Here is a 17805-nt window from a genome sequence, read left to right on the forward strand (position 1 = left end):
CGGGGGCGTCGACATGACCGTGCGAGTCGGCGGCGTGGAGCTGCCCAATCCGGTGATGACGGCGTCCGGCACGGCCGGCTACGGCACCGAGATCGGCGCGTACGTCGACCTTGCCTCGCTGGGCGCCGTGGTGACCAAGTCCCTGTCGCCGTTCGAGTGGGCCGGCAACCCGGCGCCGCGCGTGGTGGGCACGCCCGCTGGGATGCTCAATGCAGTGGGCCTGCAGAACCCCGGGGCGGGGGCGTGGCTCGACAGCGAACTGCCGCGCCTGCGTCGCACCGGCGCCCGCGTGGTGGCCAGCATCTGGGGCCGCACCGTGGCCGACTACGCCTCCGCGGCGGCGACGCTCGCCGGTGCCGGCCTCACGGCACTGGAGGCGAACGTGAGCTGCCCGAACCTCGAGGGCAGAGGCCAGATGTTCGCTTGCGATGCCGTCGCAACCGCCGAGGCTGTCAGCGCCTCAACTGCTGCGGGTGTGCCCGTGTGGGCCAAGCTGACGCCGAATGTGACGGACCTGGTCGAGATCGCCGAAGCGGCTCTGGGCGCGGGGGCCCACGCGCTCACGCTCATCAACACCGTTTTCGGGATGTCCATCGACCCAGCCACTGCACAGCCCACGCTCGGCAACGGCGGCGGCGGGCTGTCGGGCCCGGCCATCCGGCCCGTGGCGGTGAGAGCCATCTACGACGTCCGCGCGGCGCTCGGCGACGTGCCGATCGTGGGCGTCGGCGGGGTGGCGAAGGGCGAGCACGCCGTGGAGCTCATGGCGGCGGGCGCCTGTGCGGTCCAGGTGGGGACGGCGTCGTTCTGGGACCCGCGAGCGCCCAGCAGCGTGCTCAACGAGCTGCGGCGCTGGTGCGAGCGGCACGGCATCGGCGCTGCCGCTGAGCTGACGGGGCGCGCGCACCGGTCGGGCGACGACCGCACACCATGACCGCGCGCGAGCGGCTGGCCCTGGCGCTCGATGTGCCCGACCGGGCGGCTGCCATGGCGCTGGTGGAGCGCTTCGCTTCCGACTTCGGCGTCATGAAGGTCGGCCTGGAGCTGTTCACCGCCGAGGGTCCCGCCCTCGTCCGCGACATCGTGGCAGCGGGCAACCGCGTGTTCCTGGACATCAAGCTGCACGACATCCCCAACACTGTGGAGCAGGCAGCGCGACGCGCCGGCGAGCTGGGGGTGTGGCTGCTCACCCTGCACACCCAGGGCGGTCCGGACATGCTGGCCGCGGGCGCCCGGGGCCTGCGCGAGGGCGCTGCCAGTGCACGCCGCGGTGCCGCTGCTGAGGGCTCGGGCGCTGGCGGCGCGGGTCCGAACGCCGATGCGCCGATCGCACTCGGCGTCACCGTGCTCACATCAGACGCGGACGCCCCGCCGGAGGTGCTGAAGGAGCGCGCGCTGCTGGCCCAGCGAGCCGGTTGTGGCGGCCTCGTGTGCGCCGCTCCGGACCTGCCCGCTGTCTCGGCGGCGGCTCCCGGACTGCTCCGTGTCGTCCCCGGCATCCGTCCTGCCGGGGCGGCGCAGGCAGATCAGCGCCGTGTCGCCACCCCCGCTGCGGCCATTGCCGCCGGTGCCGACGTGCTCGTCATCGGCCGGGCCGTCACGGCTGCGCCCGATCCGGACGCTGCGGCGGCAGCCATCGTTGCCGAAGTGACCGCCGAGCTGGGTGCGTCGTAGCACTCAGTCCCTGCTGAGCCCGGTGTCCCTAGGGGCTATCTGCCGCGTAGCTACACTGCACCACAATGAGTCCGCTGCCTGAACTGAGTGACGAGCAGCGTGCCGAGGCGCTGGCCAAGGCCAAGGAGGCCCGCGAGGTCCGCGCAAACGTCAAGCATCGGTTGAAGATGGGCTTGCTCACCTTCGACGAGTTGCTGGCCGAAGCTGACCGTGTCGAGAACGTCGGCAAGCTCAAGGCACTGGCTGCCTTGGAGTCGATGCCCGGTCTCGGCAAGGTCAAGGCTCGCCGCCTGATGGCTGAGATTGGCATCGCCGACAACCGGCGGCTGCGAGGTCTCGGCGAGACACAGCGGCGCCGTTTGAGCGAGCATTTCGCACAGGATTCCGCCCCGGACGCGTGAATACCGTCGCATGACCGACCCGGCGCCCACCGGCGCTGCGAATTCCACCGCGTCTTGGGACGTCACGCTGTACGTGGTGTGCGGACCGGGCGGGGCCGGCAAGGGCACGATTGTGGCCGAGCTGGTGGCGCGGGACCCGACGCTGCTGCTGAGCCGGTCCTGGACGACACGCCCCCGCCGGGTCGGCGAGCCGGCCGAGGCCTACACGTTCGTGACGGCCGACGACTTCGAAGCCCGCATCTCTGCCGGCGGGTTCCTGGAGTGGGCGGACTTCTTCGAGTACCGCTACGGCACCCCCATGCCGCCTCCCGATCTCGACCGCGATCTGGTGCTCGAGATCGACGTGCAGGGAGCGGTGTCGGTGCGCAACCGCGATCCGTCGGCCTTGGTCATCATGGTGCTGCCGCCGAGCCGCGCCGAGCAGGAACGACGCATGCGCCGCCGGGGCGACCCCGACTCAGAAGTGGCGCGCCGGCTCGCCAAGGCCGACGAAGAACTGCCGGTCGGTTACCGCATGGCCGACCTGATCGTGGTGAACCGGGACATCTCCAGCACGGTGGGCGAGATCGCCGCATTCGTGGACCGCACCCGGTCCCGCCGGTAGCCTTCACGCTGCGATGACTGAGTCAACCGACACCATGATCACACCAGGTCTCGAAGACCTGCTCTCCAAGGTCGACTCCAAGTTCACCTTGGTGAGCCTGGCGGCCATGCGGTCGCGGCAGATCAACTCGTACTACAACCAGCTCGACGGCGGAATCGGCTCGGTTGTGCCGCCGCAGGTGGCGTCGGTTGCTCGCAAGCCGCTGTCCATCGCCTTCGAGGAGATCGACGCCGACAAGATCACGTTCGAGCGATTCGACCCCGAGGAGCGGGCACGGCTGGAAGCCGAAGCGCTCGCGGCCGCGGAGGCTGATGCCGCGATGCTCGAGGTCGTTCCCGACATCGAGGACTAGCTTGCCTGCCCCTGCGTCGTCGCCCTTTGCCGGGCGCCGCGTGGTACTCGGCGTCAGCGGCGGCATCGCCGCGTACAAGGCCGTCATTCTGTGCAGGCTGATGATGGACGCCGGCGCCCACGTCGTCCCCGTGATGACCGCCGCGGCGCAGCGTTTCGTGGGCAGGGCCACGTTCGATGCCCTGGCCAGCGAGCGCGTCCAGACATCGATCTTCGGCGAGGACGACCCCATCCCGCACACGACCCTGGGCCAGACGGCCGATGTGATCGTCGTGGCACCCGCGACGGCGCGGGTCATCGGGAGCTACGCCGCGGGCATATCCGACGGCTTGCTCACCGCCACGCTGCTCGCCACGCGGGCGCCGGTCGTGGTGTGCCCGGCCATGCACACCGAGATGTGGGAGCACGATGCGGTGCAGCACAACATCGAGGTGCTCACCAAGCGGGGCACCCACATCGTCGTGCCCGAAGCGGGCCGGCTCGCCGGCGGGGATGTCGGCACCGGCCGCCTCGCCGAGCCGGCCACGATCTTCGCGGCTGTGGAGGCCGTGCTCGCCGGGCTGCCCGAGCCCGATCCCGCCCACCAGCCGCCGTCGCCACGCCGCGACTTCGCGGGCGTCAGCGTGACCGTCACTGCCGGCGGCACCCGCGAGGCCATCGACCCGGTTCGCTTCATCGCCAACCGGTCGTCGGGCAAGCAGGGTTACGCCATCGCCACCGCTGCCCGGGATCGCGGCGCAGACGTCACCTTGGTGACCAGCGCCCCGCTGCCGCCGCCCGAGGGCATACGTGAGGTGCGCGTCACCTCGGCGGCCGAGATGGACGCCGCTGTGGCGGCACACGCGGACGCGGACGTGATCGTCATGGCAGCGGCAGTGGCCGATTTCCGTCCTGCGGAGGCGGCCCCGCAGAAGATCAAGAAGGGCAGTGCGGGCGAGGGTGAGCAGGCGCCGGTCATCGTGCTCGAGCACACCAAGGACATCCTCGCTGGCCTGGGGGCCAGCAAACCGCACGGACAGATCCTGGTCGGCTTCGCGGCCGAGACCGCTGACGTGCTCGAGAACGCGGGGCAGAAGCTGTCTCGCAAGAACCTTGACGTGATGGTGGCGAACGACGTCTCGGCGGCCGGCGCAGGATTCGCTCACGACACCAACATCGTGACCATCCTGCTGGCCGACGGCACCATGCGACCGCTGCCGATCTGCTCCAAGCGCGAGGTGGCCGACGCTGTGCTCGACACGGTGGTCGAACTCCGTACCTGACTGGCCGCAGGGTTTCGGCTCCGTCCGTCTAGCCTTGCCGCGCTGCTGCATACAGCAGTGCGGCAGGCCTGCACGACTGGCCGATCACGATCGAATCTGGAGCCTCGGTGAGCCAGTGGACCTTCACCTCAGAATCGGTGACCGAAGGCCATCCCGACAAGATGGCCGACCAGATCTCCGACGCCATCCTGGATGCGCTGATCGCTGAAGATCGGCACGCCCGCGTCGCCGTCGAGACGCTGGTCACTACCGGTCTCGTCGTGGTGGCCGGCGAGGTGTCCACCGAGGCGTACGTCGACATCCCGAAGGTCGTGCGGTCGACGATTACCGGCATCGGTTACGACCACGGGGAACTGGGATTCGACGGCAACACCTGCGGTGTGATGATCGCCCTGGACGAGCAATCGCCCGAGATCACCACGGGGGTCTTCGGAAGCTCGGAAGCAGCGGCGACCGAGGACGTCATTCCCGAGCAGGGCGCGGGCGACCAAGGAATGATGTTCGGCTACGCCTGCCGGGAAACCGATGCGTTCATGCCCCTGCCGATCCATGTGGCTCACCGCATGGCCGAGCAGCTCACCGAGGCGCGCCGGTCGGGGCGCATCCCGTACCTGCGCCCGGACGGCAAGACGCAGGTGAGCTTCGAGTACCGCGACGGCGAGCCGATCGGGCTTCGCACGGTTGTCGTTTCCGCCCAGCACCGGGACGGCATCGAGATCGACGGAATGATGCGCCCCGACTTGCTCGAGCACGTCATCGGTCCCACGCTGCCCGCCCAGTTCGCGGACGATGAATTCGAGCTGCTGGTGAATCCGTCCGGCAGCTTCGTCAGCGGGGGGCCGGTCGCCGACGCCGGACTGACCGGGCGCAAGATCATCGTCGACACCTACGGCGGCTACGCCCGTCACGGCGGGGGAGCGTTCAGCGGCAAAGACCCTTCCAAGGTGGACCGGTCGGCGGCGTACGGCGCTCGCTGGGTCGCGAAGAACATCGTGGCCTCCGGCGCGGCTGATCGATGCGAGATCCAGGTGGCGTACGCCATCGGTCGTGCGGAGCCGGTCTCGCTGCTCACCGAGACGTTCGGGACATCCCATGTGGACCCCGATGCCATCGCCTCGGCAGTGACCGAAGTGTTCGATCTGCGGCCTGCGGCGCTGCTGGCCGACTTGAATCTGCGCCAGCCCATCTACAAGACCACGGCCGCCTACGGCCACTTCGGCCGGCCTTCTGATGGCCTGACGTTCCCCTGGGAGCAGCTCAACCGCGTCGACGATCTCAAGTCCGCGCTGGGCCTGTAACCCAGAGGCGCGACTGCGCCCAGCCGAGGCACCACCGGTTCCCGCACTGGCTGCGGGGTTGGGGGAGCGACGCTCGGCCTCTGGGCGGGGCGGGGCAGACTGCAACGATGCAGCAGGCGGTGCGGGTGCTGGTCGACGAGCCGGCCATCGATCGCGAGTTCACGTATTTGCTGCCGCCGGAACTCGCCTCGGGCCGTGTGAAGGTCACCGTCGGCACCGTCGTGCGGGTGGTGCTCAATCGTCGCCGCCTGCGTGGCTGGGTGACGGCGCTCCATGCGGCAGCACCCACGGGTCGCGAACTGGTGCCGATCAGCGGCGTCGTCGGTGTCGGCCCGCCGCCGCACGTGGTCGAATTGGCCGGATGGGCAGCGTGGCGCTGGGCAGGCACCCGGGCCCACTTCATGCGAACTGCCAGCTCCGACCGCGTCGTCGCCGGAGTGCCGAACGAGCCTGCAAGCTGGCCGGCGATCCCACCGTCTCTCTCGTCAGGCGGGCTCGCAGACGATGGCTCGGCCGCAGTCGCCGGCGGGCCCGCGGGATCAGGCAGGCCCGATGGCATCAGCACGCCCGAGTGGGCACAGCTGGCCTGGGCGAGGGACCAGCCGGTTCCGGGGGCGGTCCGGTTGGGACCGTGTGCCGACGAGTGGCCGCTGGTCACCGAGGCACTGCGGCATGGCCGCTTGCTGGTGCTCGTTCCTACTGTGGCGTGGGCTGCCAAGCTCGCGGGCCGGTTGCGCCGGGCGGGCGTGGAGACTGCACTGGCGCCGCGCGACTGGGCACGGGCAGCCGTGGCGCATGCCGTCGTCGGCACGCGTTCGGCGGCCTGGGCCCCGTGCGGTCGACTCGACGCGGTGCTGGTGCTCGACGAGCATGACGAGGCCTACCAGTCTGAGGCTGCGCCCACATGGAATGCCCGAGAGGTGGCCATCGAGCGAGCCCGCCGCGATGGCGCTCGCTGCCTGCTTGCCGGGCCGATGCCCTCGCCCGATGCTCTTGCACATTGCGGACAAGCCGCTGGAAAGGCTGAGCTGGCGGTCATCACCGCGGCGCGTCCGGCCGAGCGTGACGCCTGGCCGCGGGTGCAGATCGCCGATCGCCGGCGCGACGACCCCGCAACGGGGGAGTGGTGCGGCGAAGCCCTCGCCGATCTGCTGCGCGCTGGCAGCCGCGTCGTATGCGTGCTGAACCGCACGGGACGTGCGCGCTTGGCCTACTGCAACTCTTGCGGCGAGTTGGCGCGCTCGCGCGCTACCGGTCGCGCGTTGCGGCTGGACAAGCAGCAGTTCACCGATCCCGACTCGGGCGAGACCCGGCCGGCGGTGTGCGAGTCGTGCGGTGCGACGAGATTCCGGCGCGCCCGGGTCGGCGTCAAGGGCGTGGCTGCCGAGATGGAGCGCCTCACGCAGCGTCGTGTCGTACAGGTGATCGGCGAGGGCGTTCGACGCGAGTCGGACACTGGTGACGGCGGACCCCAGGCGGGTCTGCCGACCAGCACCGAAGCAGCGCTGTACATCGGCACCGAAGCGGCACTCCACCGCGTGCGCTCGGCGGACACCGTGGCCTTCGTGGACTTCGACCAAGAACTGATGGCACCCCGCTACCGAGCCGCTGAGGAGGCATTCGCGTTGCTGGTGCGCGCTGCGCGGCTGGTCGGACCGCGTTCGGCCGGCGGCCGGATCCTCGTGCAGACCCGCCTGCCCGCTCACCCGGTGCTCGTCGCCGCGGCCGATTCCGATCCGGGCGACTGGATCCGCAGCGAGTACGAGCGCAGGGCTCAGATGCGCCAGCCGCCGGCCTCAGCGTGGGCGCTCGTGTCCGGCGTCGCGGCGCCCGGCTACATCGAGAACCTGTCGGCCAGCCCGCAAGCGGGAGCGCTCGACATCGCCGGACCAGCCGACGGGACGTGGCGCATCCGCAGCGACGATCGCGCTGCGCTGCTGGATGCCTTGGTCGATGCCGAGCGCCCCAGCGGGCGGTTGCGGGTCGCTGTGGACCCGATGCGAGCGTGACCGGGCGGATCACGCTGCAGCGCTGCTCAGTGCGTTCCGAGTGGCCGTCCCCCGTCCACGGGAATCACTGCTCCGGTGGTGAGCGGCAGGTCATGCACCACCGCGCTCACTGCCGCGGCCACATCGTCGGGCGTCGCGAGCCGGCCCAGCGGGGTGGCGTCGCGTTGCACGTCGAGCACGCCGGCGGGCATGCGGCTCGCGTACTCGCCCAGCACCCATCCGGGAGACACCGAGACCATCCGGATCTGCGGCGCCAGCGCCCGACCAAGCGAGCGCGTCATGCTGTCCAGCGCAGCCTTCGAGGCGCAATAGGCGACATTGGAGCCCTGTCCGGTGACCGCCGACACCGACGAGATGTTCACGACCACCGGGCTGGGCGCGGCCTCGAGCAGGGGTCGCAGCGCGCGGACGGTGGCGAACGGGCCACGCCAGTTGGTCGCGAAGATGCGGTCGATCAACTCGTCGTCGAGGTCGTCCAGATCATCGTGCGGTACCGGTCGCGTCACCCCGGCACAGTTGACGAGCACATCTACACGGCCCGGGCCGTCGGCGAGCAGATTTGCGAGAGCAGCGAGCGATGTGGGTTCGAGCACCGAGATCTGCGCGGCACGGTGCCCGCTGCCCGCGAGCCCGGCGACCAGCTGGGTGGCCCGCTCAGCGGCCGAGTGATAGCCGGCAACGACACACAGGCCATCCGCCGCCAGCCGCACCGCAATCGCTGAGCCGATGCCGCCGCTGGCACCGGTGACAACGGCGATGCCCGGATCGCCCACCGTGCTCACGCCCGAGCCGCGGCCAAGTCGCCGTACCGACGCACCCGGATGTCGGCCTGCGCCTGATGGCCCGCGAAGTTCTCGATGGCGCACAAGCGGCTGCAGTACTCGCCGATCAGCACGCTTGACGCCGGATCCGTCACCCGCTGGTAGGTCACGGTCTTGAGGAACTTGCCGACCCACAGTCCGCCCGTGTAGCGGGCCGCTCCCTGAGTCGGCAGGGTGTGATTGGTGCCGATCACCTTGTCGCCGAACGACACGTTCGTCATCGGTCCCAGGAACAGCGCTCCGTAGTTCGTCAGGTTCTCCAAGAAGAAATCGTCGTCTCCGGTCATGACCTGCACATGCTCGAACGCCAGCTCGTTGGCCAGATCCAGCATTTCCCGGGCGTCGCCGCACACGATGACCCGGCCGTAGTCGGCCCACGCCACCGATGCGATGTCTGCAGTCGGCAGGGTGCTGAGCTGTCGCTCCACCTCGGCGAGCGTGTCGATGCCCAGCTGCCGGGATGTCGTCAGCAGCACGGCCGGCGACGTGGGACCATGCTCGGCCTGACCAAGCAGGTCGGTGGCGCACATCTCGCCGTCCACCGTCTCGTCGGCCAGCAGCAGCGTCTCAGTCGGCCCGGCGAGCAGATCGATGCCGACGCGCCCGTACAGCTGCCGCTTGGCCTCGGCCACGAACGCATTGCCCGGCCCGACCAGCACATCGGTCTTGTCGACGAACTCGGTGCCGAGCGCCAACGAGGCCACGGCCTGCACACCGCCCAGCAGGTAGATCTCATCGGCACCTGCAAGGTGCATCGCCGCGACGGTCTCCGCGGGAACGCCGCCGTTCAGCGGGGGAGTGCAGGCTGCCACTCTCGGCACTCCGGCCACCTTCGCGGTCAGCACGCTCATGTGTGCAGAGGCCACCATCGGGTACCGCCCGCCGGGCACGTACGCCCCCACGGAACCCACCGGTATGTGCTTGTGGCCCAGCATCACGCCCGGCAGCGTCTCCACCTCGACATCGCCCAGCGATGCGAGCTGGGCTTCGGCGAAGTTGCGGATCTGGGTCTGGGCGAAGCGAATGTCGCCAAGAGTGCCGGGGTCGACACCGTGGATGATCTCGTCGATCTGCTCAGCACTCAGGCGGAACTCCCCGGGCGACCAACCGTCGAATTCCTCCGACATCTCGCGCACCGCCTGCTCGCCTCGTTCTGCGATGGTGTCGATCAGGGAGCTGACACGCTCGGCCAGTGCAGGATCGGCTCCGTGGGCGCCCTTGGATGTTGCCTCTTTCAGGATCTCCGCCATCGGCCCTCCGCCCTGACTTGCTCGGACATCACAACGGCGGCCGAGCCTAGGACTCAGCCTCCGGGATCGAGCGCCGAATGGGCCCGCGAGCGCAGCGGTAGCCTGCGAAATCGATGGGAGGCGCTTTCGAGATCCGGCTGATGGGCGACCCCGTACTGCGCCAGCGGGCCGCCGAGATCACCGACATCGACGGTCGTGTGGCGCGCATGGTGGACGACATGCTGCCTGCGATGTACGACGCCGAGGGCATCGGCCTCGCGGCGCCGCAGGTGGGCATCCAGCGTCGGCTGTTCGTCTTCGACCTCTATGAAGGCGACGGCCCCCAGACGCTCATCAATCCCGAGATAGTCGAGAGCGATGGCGAGTGGACCTACACCGAGGGATGCCTGTCGGTGCCGGGCCTGACCTTCGAGATCGTGCGGCCGAAGCAGGTGCACATCGTCGGGCGTGACCTCGATGGCAATGAGGTCAGCATCGAGGCCGACGAGCTGCTGGCCCGGCTGTTCCAGCACGAGCTCGACCACCTCGACGGCGTGCTGCTCGTCGATCATCTCACCAAGGCCGAGCGCAAGGAAGCCCTGCGCGACTGGCGCACCCAGCTCGCGCAGCTGCAGTCCGGCGTGAACGGACCAGCGTCGAACGGTCCCGTCCCGCTCGTGGGCCGCAGCACGGCAGACGGCTGAAGCAGTTCGAGCCGAAGCAGACCGTCTACGTGGACAGCGAGGCCCCGCAGACCCGGCAGCCGCCCTCCGTCCCGCCGTGTCCTCGCCGCGTGGCGTTCGCGGGCACACCCGACGACGCCGTGCCGACGCTGCGAGCGCTCGCCGGGGCGGGCTTCGAGATCCCCGTCGTAGTCACCGGCGCCCCGCGTCGCCGCAGCCGCCGAGGCAGCGATGCGCCGAGCCCTGTGGGCGCAGCCGCGGCAGAGATCGGGCTGGCGGTGAGTCACGAGCCGGCAGATCTCGTGAGCTGTGGCGCCGACTGCGCCGTCGTGGTCGCCTTCGGGCAGCTCATCGCCGCCGAGCTGCTCGCGGTGACGCCGATGCTCAACCTGCACTTCTCGCTGCTGCCTCGCTGGCGCGGCGCCGCCCCGATTGAGCGGGCGCTGCTGGCGGGCGACGATCGCACGGGTGTGTCGCTCATGGCGCTGGAGCCCTCGCTCGACACGGGGCCCGTCTACTGGCAGCACGAGGCGCCCATCGGCCTCGCCGACACAGCGGCGGGCCTGCGCGGGCGTCTCGCCAGCGAGGGGGCAGACCGTCTCGCGGCATCGCTGGCAGAGGGGCTGCCCACACCGCAGCCCCAGTCGGGCACCCCGACCTACGCCCGCAAGCTCACGACGGAGGATCGGCGGATCGACTGGTCACAGCCGGCGGTCTTCATCGACCGCCAGATCCGGGTCGGCGGCGCATGGACCACGCTCGACGGCGAGCGCTTCATCATCCGTGCGGGCCGACCGGCCGATTCGTCGCGAGACGCAGTCCACGATGCCCCGCCCGAGAGCGCCGCTGCTCACGATGGCCCGCCGGGCACGCTCGCCGGCGACGCTGTAGCGACCGGCCACGGGCTCATCCGCTTGGCGACTGTTCAGCCCGCCGGCCGAGGCGCCATCGACGCGCACGCCTGGCTGCGTGGCGCCCGCCTGCCCGACGGTGCCCGCTTCGATTGAGCAGCGAGGGCAGGCCCGCCGCCTCGGCGGTCGGTCCCGTAGCGTGACCGGATGCGCATCGGCTTGATCTCGGACACGCACATCCCCGAGGCCGCGCCGGAGCTGTGGCCCGAGGCGTACGCAGCAATGGACGGGTGCGACGCCATCCTGCATGCGGGGGACATCTACGACATCTCTGTCGTCGACCGGCTCAACGAGATCGCTCCTACCTGGGCGGCCCGCGGCAACGGCGACGACGGCTCGTCGGGCCGTGACGTCCAGCCCGACCATCCGCTGCTGGCCAACGCCTGGGCGCACACCTTCGACGGCGTGCGCATCGGCCTCACCCACCACCTGCCGGTGCCGGAGCTGTCGTTCTATTCCGTGGCCGACGCCATCGAGCGGCATTTCGGTGCCGACGAGCGGCTCGACGTGTGCGTGTACGGAGACACGCACGTCCATCGCATCGACACGCTGTCGGGCGTGCTGTGCGTGAACCCCGGCTCGCCGACGTTCCCCCGCAATCTCAGTGCGCAGCTCGGCACGGTCGGCTATCTCGACATCGCCGACGGCATCGCCACGCCCTCGCTGTGGCAGCTCACCCCCGACGGCCTCGAGCCCACCGAGTCCTGGGACTACGTCTAGACGCCAACGGGGCCCGACTGCAGATCGGGGCCAGAGCGACGTTTTCGCGGGCGCAAGTAGTGTGCGGCGAGTCTGGGCGAAGGCGAAGGGGACGCATCAATGGCCGACGACTCTGCAAGCGACAAGGACGCATGGCTCGCAGCCACCATCGAGCAGCCGATCGACGCCGACGAGGAGATCGTCGATCCGCATCACCACCTGTGGGACTTCCCGGCGGGCACCTACTTGGTGCCCGAACTGCACGCTGACACCGGCGCGGGCCACAACGTCACCCAGACGGTGTTTGTGGAGTGCGCTGCTGGCTACTACACGAGCGGTCCTGAGCACCTGCGACCGGTCGGCGAGACCGAGTTCGTGCGGGAACAGGCGGCGATCTCTGCCGAGGCCGACGGCGCGACGATCTCGGCCATCGTCAGCTTCGCCGACCTGACGCTCGGCAACGCCGTCGAAGAGGTGCTGGCCGCACACGACGAGGCAGGCGAGGGGCTGTTCCGCGGCATCCGTCACGCCAGCGCCTGGGACGGCAGCGACCAGATCCGCGAGAGCCACACCAAACCGCCGCCCGAGCTGCTGGCGGACCCGGACTTCCGGGCGGGCTACGCAACGCTGGGCCGGATGGGCTTCAGCTTCGACGGCTGGATGTTCCACCCGCAGGTCGCTGAGCTTGTTGGGCTCGTTCACGCCGTGCCCGACACGCCCGTCGTGCTGGATCACCTCGGCGGGCCGTTGGGCATCGGCCCCTACGCCGACCGCCGTGATGAGGTGCGCGCTGTGGTGCGGCCGGCGCTCGAGGCGCTCGCCCGCCACTCCCAGGTCACCGTCAAGGTGGGCGGCATCGGCATGAGCATCTACGGCGTCGGCTTCAAGCGGCTGCCCCAAGCGCCCTCGTCGGAGCACGTCGCAGCAACCTGGAGCGACGACATTCGCCACGCCATCGAGACCTTCGGGCCGGATCGCTGCATGTTCGAGAGCAACTTCCCGGTCGACAAGCAGGGCTGCTCGTACACCGTGCTGTTCAACGCCTTCCAGCGAATCTGCGACCAGGCCGGCTACACGCCCTCAGAACGTGCCGACTTGTTTGCGGGCACCGCCCGCCGCTCCTACCGCGTCGATCCGCCGGCGTAGTCCGGCAGCCCGATCTGGGAGCGAGCTAGGTCAGGCCGACGCCTTCGTGGGGCAGCGTCGCCCACTGGGTGTCGTCGTGCCCGTACAGCAAGCGGCAGCCCTCGTCGTCGCGCATCGACTTCAGGCGTTGCATCGATTCGAGCTGCATGTCGTGGTTGAACCCGAACGGCGGCAGCAGCATCCGGTCCAGCACGTCCTCCCAGTAGACGCAGTCGCCGGTGAGCACCACAGGGCCGCTGTCCAATTCCACGCGCAGTGACTGGTGGCCGGCGGTGTGCCCCGGCGTGGGGATGCAGGTCACCGAACCGTCGCCGAACACGTCGTGCTCACCGTCGATGAGCAGCACGTCGTGGCCGAGGTCGAAGTCTTCGGGCTTGTACACCTCGTACTCGATGAGCTTGGGGTGATGCCCCGACTCCCACTCGGCCCGCTGGCAGATCAGCCGGGCGTTGGGCAGCAGCTCGGTGCCGCCGCAGTGGTCGAAGTGCAGGTGGCTGAAGATGGCGAACGTCAGCTCGTCCGGGTCGACATCGACGCTGCGCAGCCGGGCCGACACTTCGTCGTCTGATGAGTAGTCCGCCTCAAAGGACTTCGCGAGCAGCGGGTAGCGGGTGCCGACGCCGTCCTGCACCTGTGGGTGCATGCCGGTGTCGAACACCAGCGTCTGGCCGCTGGGATGGCGTACCAGCCAGCTCGGAATCGGCAGCCGCACATTGCCGGGGGCATCGGCGATGACAGACGCCGTCGCGGTCGACAACCAGCCGCATTCGAGCGGCACCAGCGAGAGCTGAGTCATGCGCTGTGTCTCCTTCGCGCCACCTCAGGCGCTGTATCTCATTCGCGCCTTGTCAGGCGCCGAAGCCCTTGCTCATGGGACGGTGATCGGGGAAGTCGGGGTCGCGCTGTTCCATCTGGGCCCGGAAGGCTTCTCCCATGTCGTCGGTGTCGAACATCGCGGCGTTCCAGGTGGCGATGTACTCGAGCCCGTCAGCCACTGAGTGATCGCGGCTGAAGTTCATCGACTGCTTCGTGCCCCAGATCGCCATCGGGCTCTTCGAGGCGATCTCCGCTGCGATGTCGTCGACCGCTTTCATCATCGAGTCGTGGTCGTCGTACACGGCGTTCACGAAGCCCCGGTCGAGCGCCTCTTCGGCGCTCATGCGACGACCGGTGAAGGCCAGCTCGCGCACGACGCCCTCCGGCACCAGCTTGGGCATGCGCTGCAGCGTTCCCACGTCGGCGGTCATGCCGATGTTGATCTCCTGGATCGAGAAGAACGCGTCCTGGGTGGCGTAGCGAAGATCGCAGGCCGAAACCATGTCCACCCCGCCGCCGACGCACGCACCCTGAATGGCGGCAATGACCGGCAGCCGGCTCTGCTCGAAGGCGTTGAACGTCTGCTGCGCACGCAACGCGGTGTCGCGGAACTGCGCTCGTGTCCGGCTGCTGTGCCCGCCGCCGACGCCGCTGGATGGTTCGTCGAAATCGCCGAACACTGCGAGATCCATGCCCGAGCAGAAGTGGCGACCGATCGCCGAGAGCACTACAACCCGAGCGTCTGTGCCGGAGGAGATCTCGTCGGTGATCTGGGGCAGCTCCCTCCAGAACTCCAGGATCATCGAGTTGGCCTTCTCGGGGCGCTTCATGACCAGGCGAGCGATGTGGTCGCTCACCTCGACGTCGAAGCAGGTGTAGTCGGATCCGGTCATTGGCTCGTCCCTCCGGTCGTGCTCGCAGTTCGAGCTCGCACAAGTCAAGCGCGTGAACGGCGAGCCTGCTTCGATATGCAGGCTGGGCTGGAGGGTCGATGCACGACGAGACTGCCGCAGAGGCGCCGCTCGCCGGCATACAGGTCGTCGAGATGACGATGTACGTGCAAGGCCCGACAAGCGGCCTCACCTTGGCATCGCTCGGCGCGGACGTCATCAAGATCGAGCAGGTGGGCCAGGCCGACTACTTGCGCAGCTTCACCAGCCTGTTCGGCGTGACCTTCGACGAACGCGGCCAAGAATGGCTGTACGGATCCGTCAACCGGAACAAGCGATCTTTGGTGCTGGACATTGCTTCGGAAGCAGGCCGCCCGGTATTCGAGCGCTTGATCGGCGGCGCCGATGCATTCATCACCAACTTGCGGGCCGCCGGTCTCGCCCGCTACGGCGCAGATGCCGACACGCTGCTCGCGATCAATCCCCAGCTGGTGTACTGCCGGGGCGGCGGGTTCGGTCTGCGAGGCGAGCTGGCCGAAGACCTCTGCCAGGACACCGTGGGCATGGCGCACGCCGGCTTCATGGATGCGATCGCGCCCACCGACGAACCCACCTATCCGCCGGGCGCGCTCAGCGACATCCTGACGGGATCCAACATGGCCTCGGCCGTGATGGCCGGGCTGATCAAGCGTGCGCGCACCGGCAAGGGCTGCGTGGTGGGCACCTCGCAGACCCAGGCGCTGCTCTGGCTGACCAGCCAGGCCGTGGGCGTCGCTGCGAACGTGGGTCAGCGCATGGATCGCTTCGATGTCTCCGGAGCCTGGAACCCGCTGTTCACGGTGTACGAGACGGCGGACGGCTGGATCGCGCTTGCCGTGTTGCAGGAGGCGCAGTGGGAGGGGCTGGCCCACGCCGTCGGCATCGAGTCGTGGCTGGACGATCCGCGGTTTGCGACCTTCGAGGACGTGATCGCCAACCGTGACGACTTCACGCCGCTGTTCGCCGAGCACATGAAGACCGACACCACCGAGGTCTGGTGGCGCACGATCCGGGGATGCGGGGCCTGGGTGTCGCCGGTGAATCGCGTCACGGACATCGCGAACAACCCGGACATCCTGGCCAACGAGTACATGGTGACCTTCGACGACGGCTTCGTCGGCCCGCCGGCCATGTTCGATGTGGACGACTTCCGGGGTGTGCGCGGCGGTACCGCCGACTACGGCGAGCACACCGACGAAATCCTGTGCGAACTGGGCTACAGCGACGACGAAGTGCTCGACCTGCGAGTCGCCGGCGCCGTCTGGTAGCCGCGCTCGTCCCCGGGTGCCAGCGTTACAGCATCACGCCGAACAGCAGCGCCGTCAGGCCGCACAGCAGTGACACGCCGGCGCCGGCGCCCCGCTTGGCCACGTTGTCGCCGGCGTTCTGATGCACCAGCGCACCCACGCCGGAGATCAGCACGAGCAGCATCTTGATGCCGAGCAGCATCGACCAGCCGGTGCTCGTCTCCTCGCTGGGGATGGCCAGCATGCCCCACAGTCCGGTCGCCACGGCGATGCCGAATGCGGGCCACGCCACGCGTGAGAAGGCCTTCGCTGCCACCTTGCCCGAGCCCGGGAAGGCACGCCCGACGACCGGCACCACCGCCCCGACAACGATCTGGCCGCCGATCCACACCGTCACCGCCAGCACGTGCAGCACAACGCGGACGGTGTCGAGATCGAACGTGACGACGCGGCTCACTTCACTGATTGCTGTCATAGGTGACCTCGATTCCTCCTCGGGGCCGGAACGGTTCCTGCCGCGGGGATACCACGGATCGGCGGACGTCCGGGGTCAGGACCGATCGCCGATCAGCTCTGCCATGTTGTCGGCAAAGAACCGGTCCAGCACACCGCCGTCGAAGCCTTCGAGCGAGGCGTTGAAGCGGCCCAGCGGGTTCCGGCCTCCCTCGATGTGGGGGTAGTCGCTCGAGAACATGTACAGGTGCTCGTTGGACTCGCGGATCATCGCGCCGACGTCCTCGATGGGGTAGGGCGTGAAAGCCATCTGCCGCGTGACCTGTTCCGACGGCAGCTCGCTGAACGCAGCGAGCTCAGGCTCGGAGCGCTTCCAGGTCTCCACGGTCACGTCCAGCCGGCGCAGCATCTGGGGCACCCAGGCTGCGCCGAGCTCCACGACCCCGCCGCGCAGGTTCGGGTGCCGGCTCAGCACGCCGTCGAGCACCAGCACCCCCACGAATGTCTCGGCTGCATGGTGGAGCGCGACCATGTCCTTGCCGCGGACGTTCTCGCCGCCGCCCAGCCAATCCGTCGGCGTGGGGCGACCCGTGTTCATCCACTCCGGCGCGATCTGCAGCGGGTTCCCGCCGACATGCAGCAGGAACGGCACACCGGCTTCAGCCATCTGCGCCCAGACCGGGTCGAGGTCGTCGTGACCCGGTGACCTGCCACCGGCAGGACGGTGCGGCACCCACATGGCACCCAGCCCCGCCTCGAGGGCAAACGACATCTCGTCCATCGCCATCTGGGGGTCGTCGAGCGGCAGCAACGCCACGCCGATCATGCGGTCGTCGTCGGCGCAGAACTCAGCCATGCCGCGGTTGTGCGCACGAGCCGCGCCGTAGCGGACGTCGTGGTCCAGCTTGGGGTCGAACACCACGCCGGCGCTGAAGGTGGCGAACACGAACTGCCGGTCGAAGCCCAGCAGGTCCAGCGCCGTCGTGCGTTCGGCGGAGTTGAACGCTCCGAGCGCGTGGTACCCCTTCGGTCCCCGGATCAGGTCGTCTCCCATCGCGACAAGATCGGCCACGGTCTCGGGCGTGTGCGAACGGCTGCCGCCCGCCGCCTCGAAGTTGTTCACCGATTCGCCTGCGCTGGAGAATTCGATCAGCGGGAGACGGTCCGCCATGTCGCTCTCAGCGTGTGACTGCAGGAAGTCCGGCAGCTCCATGAGGTGGCTGTCGGCATCGAGGTAGGTCCGGCCGCTCGCATATGCCATGACCGCAGGTT

General features: G+C 69.2%; 19 protein-coding genes. 13 read left to right on the forward strand and 6 right to left on the reverse strand.

Annotation, left to right across the window (positions count from 1 at the left end):
* Nucleotides 1–13: 13 nt before the first annotated feature.
* The 8 genes from ACOGXE_RS14050 (at nt 14) to ACOGXE_RS14085 (ending at nt 7599) form a co-directional block, all read left to right on the forward strand.
* Nucleotides 14–934, forward strand: coding sequence for a dihydroorotate dehydrogenase (locus ACOGXE_RS14050; RefSeq protein WP_419931527.1), 921 nt, complete (start codon nt 14–16; stop codon nt 932–934).
* Complete coding sequence (gene pyrF, locus ACOGXE_RS14055) at nt 931–1674, forward strand: orotidine-5'-phosphate decarboxylase (protein WP_419931528.1); 744 nt, start codon at nt 931–933, stop codon at nt 1672–1674. Before ACOGXE_RS14050 ends, pyrF begins: the two co-directional genes overlap by 4 nt.
* A 65-nt stretch (nt 1675–1739) precedes the next feature.
* Complete coding sequence (mihF, locus tag ACOGXE_RS14060) at nt 1740–2075, forward strand: integration host factor, actinobacterial type (protein WP_419931529.1); 336 nt, start codon at nt 1740–1742, stop codon at nt 2073–2075.
* A gap of 10 nt (nt 2076–2085) precedes the next feature.
* Nucleotides 2086–2679 carry a guanylate kinase gene (locus tag ACOGXE_RS14065; protein ID WP_419931530.1) on the forward strand — a complete coding sequence of 198 codons (594 nt, stop codon included), beginning with the start codon at nt 2086–2088 and terminating at the stop codon, nt 2677–2679.
* A gap of 13 nt (nt 2680–2692) precedes the next feature.
* The gene (rpoZ, locus tag ACOGXE_RS14070; protein ID WP_419931531.1) at nt 2693–3031 is read left to right on the forward strand and encodes a DNA-directed RNA polymerase subunit omega; all 339 of its coding nucleotides are present in this window, start codon (nt 2693–2695) and stop codon (nt 3029–3031) included.
* Nucleotide 3032: 1 nt separating this feature from the next.
* On the forward strand, nt 3033–4292 hold the full coding sequence (gene coaBC / locus ACOGXE_RS14075; RefSeq protein ID WP_419931532.1) for a bifunctional phosphopantothenoylcysteine decarboxylase/phosphopantothenate--cysteine ligase CoaBC: 1260 nt from the start codon (nt 3033–3035) through the stop codon (nt 4290–4292).
* A gap of 107 nt (nt 4293–4399) precedes the next feature.
* Nucleotides 4400–5590: a methionine adenosyltransferase gene (metK, locus tag ACOGXE_RS14080; RefSeq protein ID WP_419931533.1), complete on the forward strand. Its 1191-nt coding sequence runs from the start codon at nt 4400–4402 to the stop codon at nt 5588–5590.
* 107 nt (nt 5591–5697) lie between these two features.
* On the forward strand, nt 5698–7599 hold the full coding sequence (locus ACOGXE_RS14085; protein WP_419931534.1) for a hypothetical protein: 1902 nt from the start codon (nt 5698–5700) through the stop codon (nt 7597–7599).
* Between the two features lie 26 nt (nt 7600–7625).
* Here ACOGXE_RS14085 and ACOGXE_RS14090 read toward each other — a convergent pair whose 3' ends face one another.
* Nucleotides 7626–8381 carry an SDR family NAD(P)-dependent oxidoreductase gene (locus tag ACOGXE_RS14090; RefSeq protein ID WP_419931535.1) on the reverse strand — a complete coding sequence of 252 codons (756 nt, stop codon included), beginning with the start codon at nt 8379–8381 and terminating at the stop codon, nt 7626–7628.
* Entirely contained in the window at nt 8378–9670 is a 1293-nt protein-coding gene (gene hisD, locus ACOGXE_RS14095) for a histidinol dehydrogenase (protein ID WP_419931536.1), read from the reverse strand. The genes ACOGXE_RS14090 and hisD overlap by 4 nt, the downstream gene beginning before the upstream one ends.
* 113 nt (nt 9671–9783) lie before the next feature.
* Between hisD and def the strand changes: the two genes are divergently transcribed.
* The 4 genes from def (at nt 9784) to ACOGXE_RS14115 (ending at nt 13088) form a co-directional block, all read left to right on the forward strand.
* Nucleotides 9784–10353, forward strand: a complete 570-nt coding sequence (def, locus tag ACOGXE_RS14100; RefSeq protein ID WP_419931537.1) for a peptide deformylase — start codon at nt 9784–9786, stop codon at nt 10351–10353.
* 89 nt (nt 10354–10442) lie between these two features.
* Entirely contained in the window at nt 10443–11339 is an 897-nt protein-coding gene (locus tag ACOGXE_RS14105) for a methionyl-tRNA formyltransferase (protein ID WP_419931538.1), read from the forward strand.
* A gap of 51 nt (nt 11340–11390) precedes the next feature.
* Nucleotides 11391–11963, forward strand: coding sequence for a YfcE family phosphodiesterase (locus ACOGXE_RS14110; protein ID WP_419931539.1), 573 nt, complete (start codon nt 11391–11393; stop codon nt 11961–11963).
* Between the two features lie 99 nt (nt 11964–12062).
* Nucleotides 12063–13088 carry an amidohydrolase family protein gene (locus ACOGXE_RS14115; protein ID WP_419931540.1) on the forward strand — a complete coding sequence of 342 codons (1026 nt, stop codon included), beginning with the start codon at nt 12063–12065 and terminating at the stop codon, nt 13086–13088.
* Between the two features lie 25 nt (nt 13089–13113).
* On the opposite strand, the gene ACOGXE_RS14120 is transcribed toward ACOGXE_RS14115, so the two are convergent.
* Both ACOGXE_RS14120 and ACOGXE_RS14125 read right to left on the reverse strand, forming a co-directional pair.
* Nucleotides 13114–13884, reverse strand: coding sequence for an N-acyl homoserine lactonase family protein (locus ACOGXE_RS14120; protein WP_419931541.1), 771 nt, complete (start codon nt 13882–13884; stop codon nt 13114–13116).
* 52 nt (nt 13885–13936) lie between these two features.
* On the reverse strand, nt 13937–14797 hold the full coding sequence (locus ACOGXE_RS14125) for a crotonase/enoyl-CoA hydratase family protein (RefSeq protein WP_419864365.1): 861 nt from the start codon (nt 14795–14797) through the stop codon (nt 13937–13939).
* A gap of 98 nt (nt 14798–14895) precedes the next feature.
* Between ACOGXE_RS14125 and ACOGXE_RS14130 the strand changes: the two genes are divergently transcribed.
* A complete protein-coding gene (locus ACOGXE_RS14130) occupies nt 14896–16101 on the forward strand; it encodes a CaiB/BaiF CoA transferase family protein (protein WP_419931542.1) in 1206 nt (401 codons plus the stop codon).
* A 25-nt stretch (nt 16102–16126) separates the two neighbouring features.
* Here ACOGXE_RS14130 and ACOGXE_RS14135 read toward each other — a convergent pair whose 3' ends face one another.
* Nucleotides 16127–16555 (reverse strand): hypothetical protein, encoded by a 429-nt coding sequence (locus ACOGXE_RS14135; RefSeq protein ID WP_419931543.1) that lies wholly within the window; start codon nt 16553–16555, stop codon nt 16127–16129.
* Nucleotides 16556–16630: 75 nt separating this feature from the next.
* The gene (locus tag ACOGXE_RS14140; RefSeq protein ID WP_419931544.1) at nt 16631–17794 is read right to left on the reverse strand and encodes an amidohydrolase family protein; all 1164 of its coding nucleotides are present in this window, start codon (nt 17792–17794) and stop codon (nt 16631–16633) included.
* Nucleotides 17795–17805 lie beyond the last annotated feature (11 nt).

Origin of the sequence: Candidatus Poriferisodalis sp., assembly GCF_965208555.1 — a bacterium.
Classification (GTDB): Bacteria; Actinomycetota; Acidimicrobiia; order Acidimicrobiales; family Poriferisodalaceae; genus Poriferisodalis.

Bases quoted from the DNA above. Each gene is read 5' to 3' on its own strand.
- ACOGXE_RS14050 (WP_419931527.1), top strand. From the start codon at position 14: ATGACCGTGCGAGTCGGCGGCGTGGAGCTGCCCAATCCGGTGATGACG.
- pyrF (WP_419931528.1), top strand. From the start codon at position 931: ATGACCGCGCGCGAGCGGCTGGCCCTGGCGCTCGATGTGCCCGACCGG.
- mihF (WP_419931529.1), top strand. From the start codon at position 1,740: ATGAGTCCGCTGCCTGAACTGAGTGACGAGCAGCGTGCCGAGGCGCTG.
- ACOGXE_RS14065 (WP_419931530.1), top strand. From the start codon at position 2,086: ATGACCGACCCGGCGCCCACCGGCGCTGCGAATTCCACCGCGTCTTGG.
- rpoZ (WP_419931531.1), top strand. From the start codon at position 2,693: ATGACTGAGTCAACCGACACCATGATCACACCAGGTCTCGAAGACCTG.
- ACOGXE_RS14085 (WP_419931534.1), top strand. From the start codon at position 5,698: ATGCAGCAGGCGGTGCGGGTGCTGGTCGACGAGCCGGCCATCGATCGC.
- hisD (WP_419931536.1), bottom strand. From the start codon at position 9,670: ATGGCGGAGATCCTGAAAGAGGCAACATCCAAGGGCGCCCACGGAGCC.
- def (WP_419931537.1), top strand. From the start codon at position 9,784: ATGGGAGGCGCTTTCGAGATCCGGCTGATGGGCGACCCCGTACTGCGC.
- ACOGXE_RS14110 (WP_419931539.1), top strand. From the start codon at position 11,391: ATGCGCATCGGCTTGATCTCGGACACGCACATCCCCGAGGCCGCGCCG.
- ACOGXE_RS14115 (WP_419931540.1), top strand. From the start codon at position 12,063: ATGGCCGACGACTCTGCAAGCGACAAGGACGCATGGCTCGCAGCCACC.
- ACOGXE_RS14120 (WP_419931541.1), bottom strand. From the start codon at position 13,884: ATGACTCAGCTCTCGCTGGTGCCGCTCGAATGCGGCTGGTTGTCGACC.
- ACOGXE_RS14125 (WP_419864365.1), bottom strand. From the start codon at position 14,797: ATGACCGGATCCGACTACACCTGCTTCGACGTCGAGGTGAGCGACCAC.
- ACOGXE_RS14130 (WP_419931542.1), top strand. From the start codon at position 14,896: ATGCACGACGAGACTGCCGCAGAGGCGCCGCTCGCCGGCATACAGGTC.
- ACOGXE_RS14135 (WP_419931543.1), bottom strand. From the start codon at position 16,555: ATGACAGCAATCAGTGAAGTGAGCCGCGTCGTCACGTTCGATCTCGAC.
- ACOGXE_RS14140 (WP_419931544.1), bottom strand. From the start codon at position 17,794: ATGGCATATGCGAGCGGCCGGACCTACCTCGATGCCGACAGCCACCTC.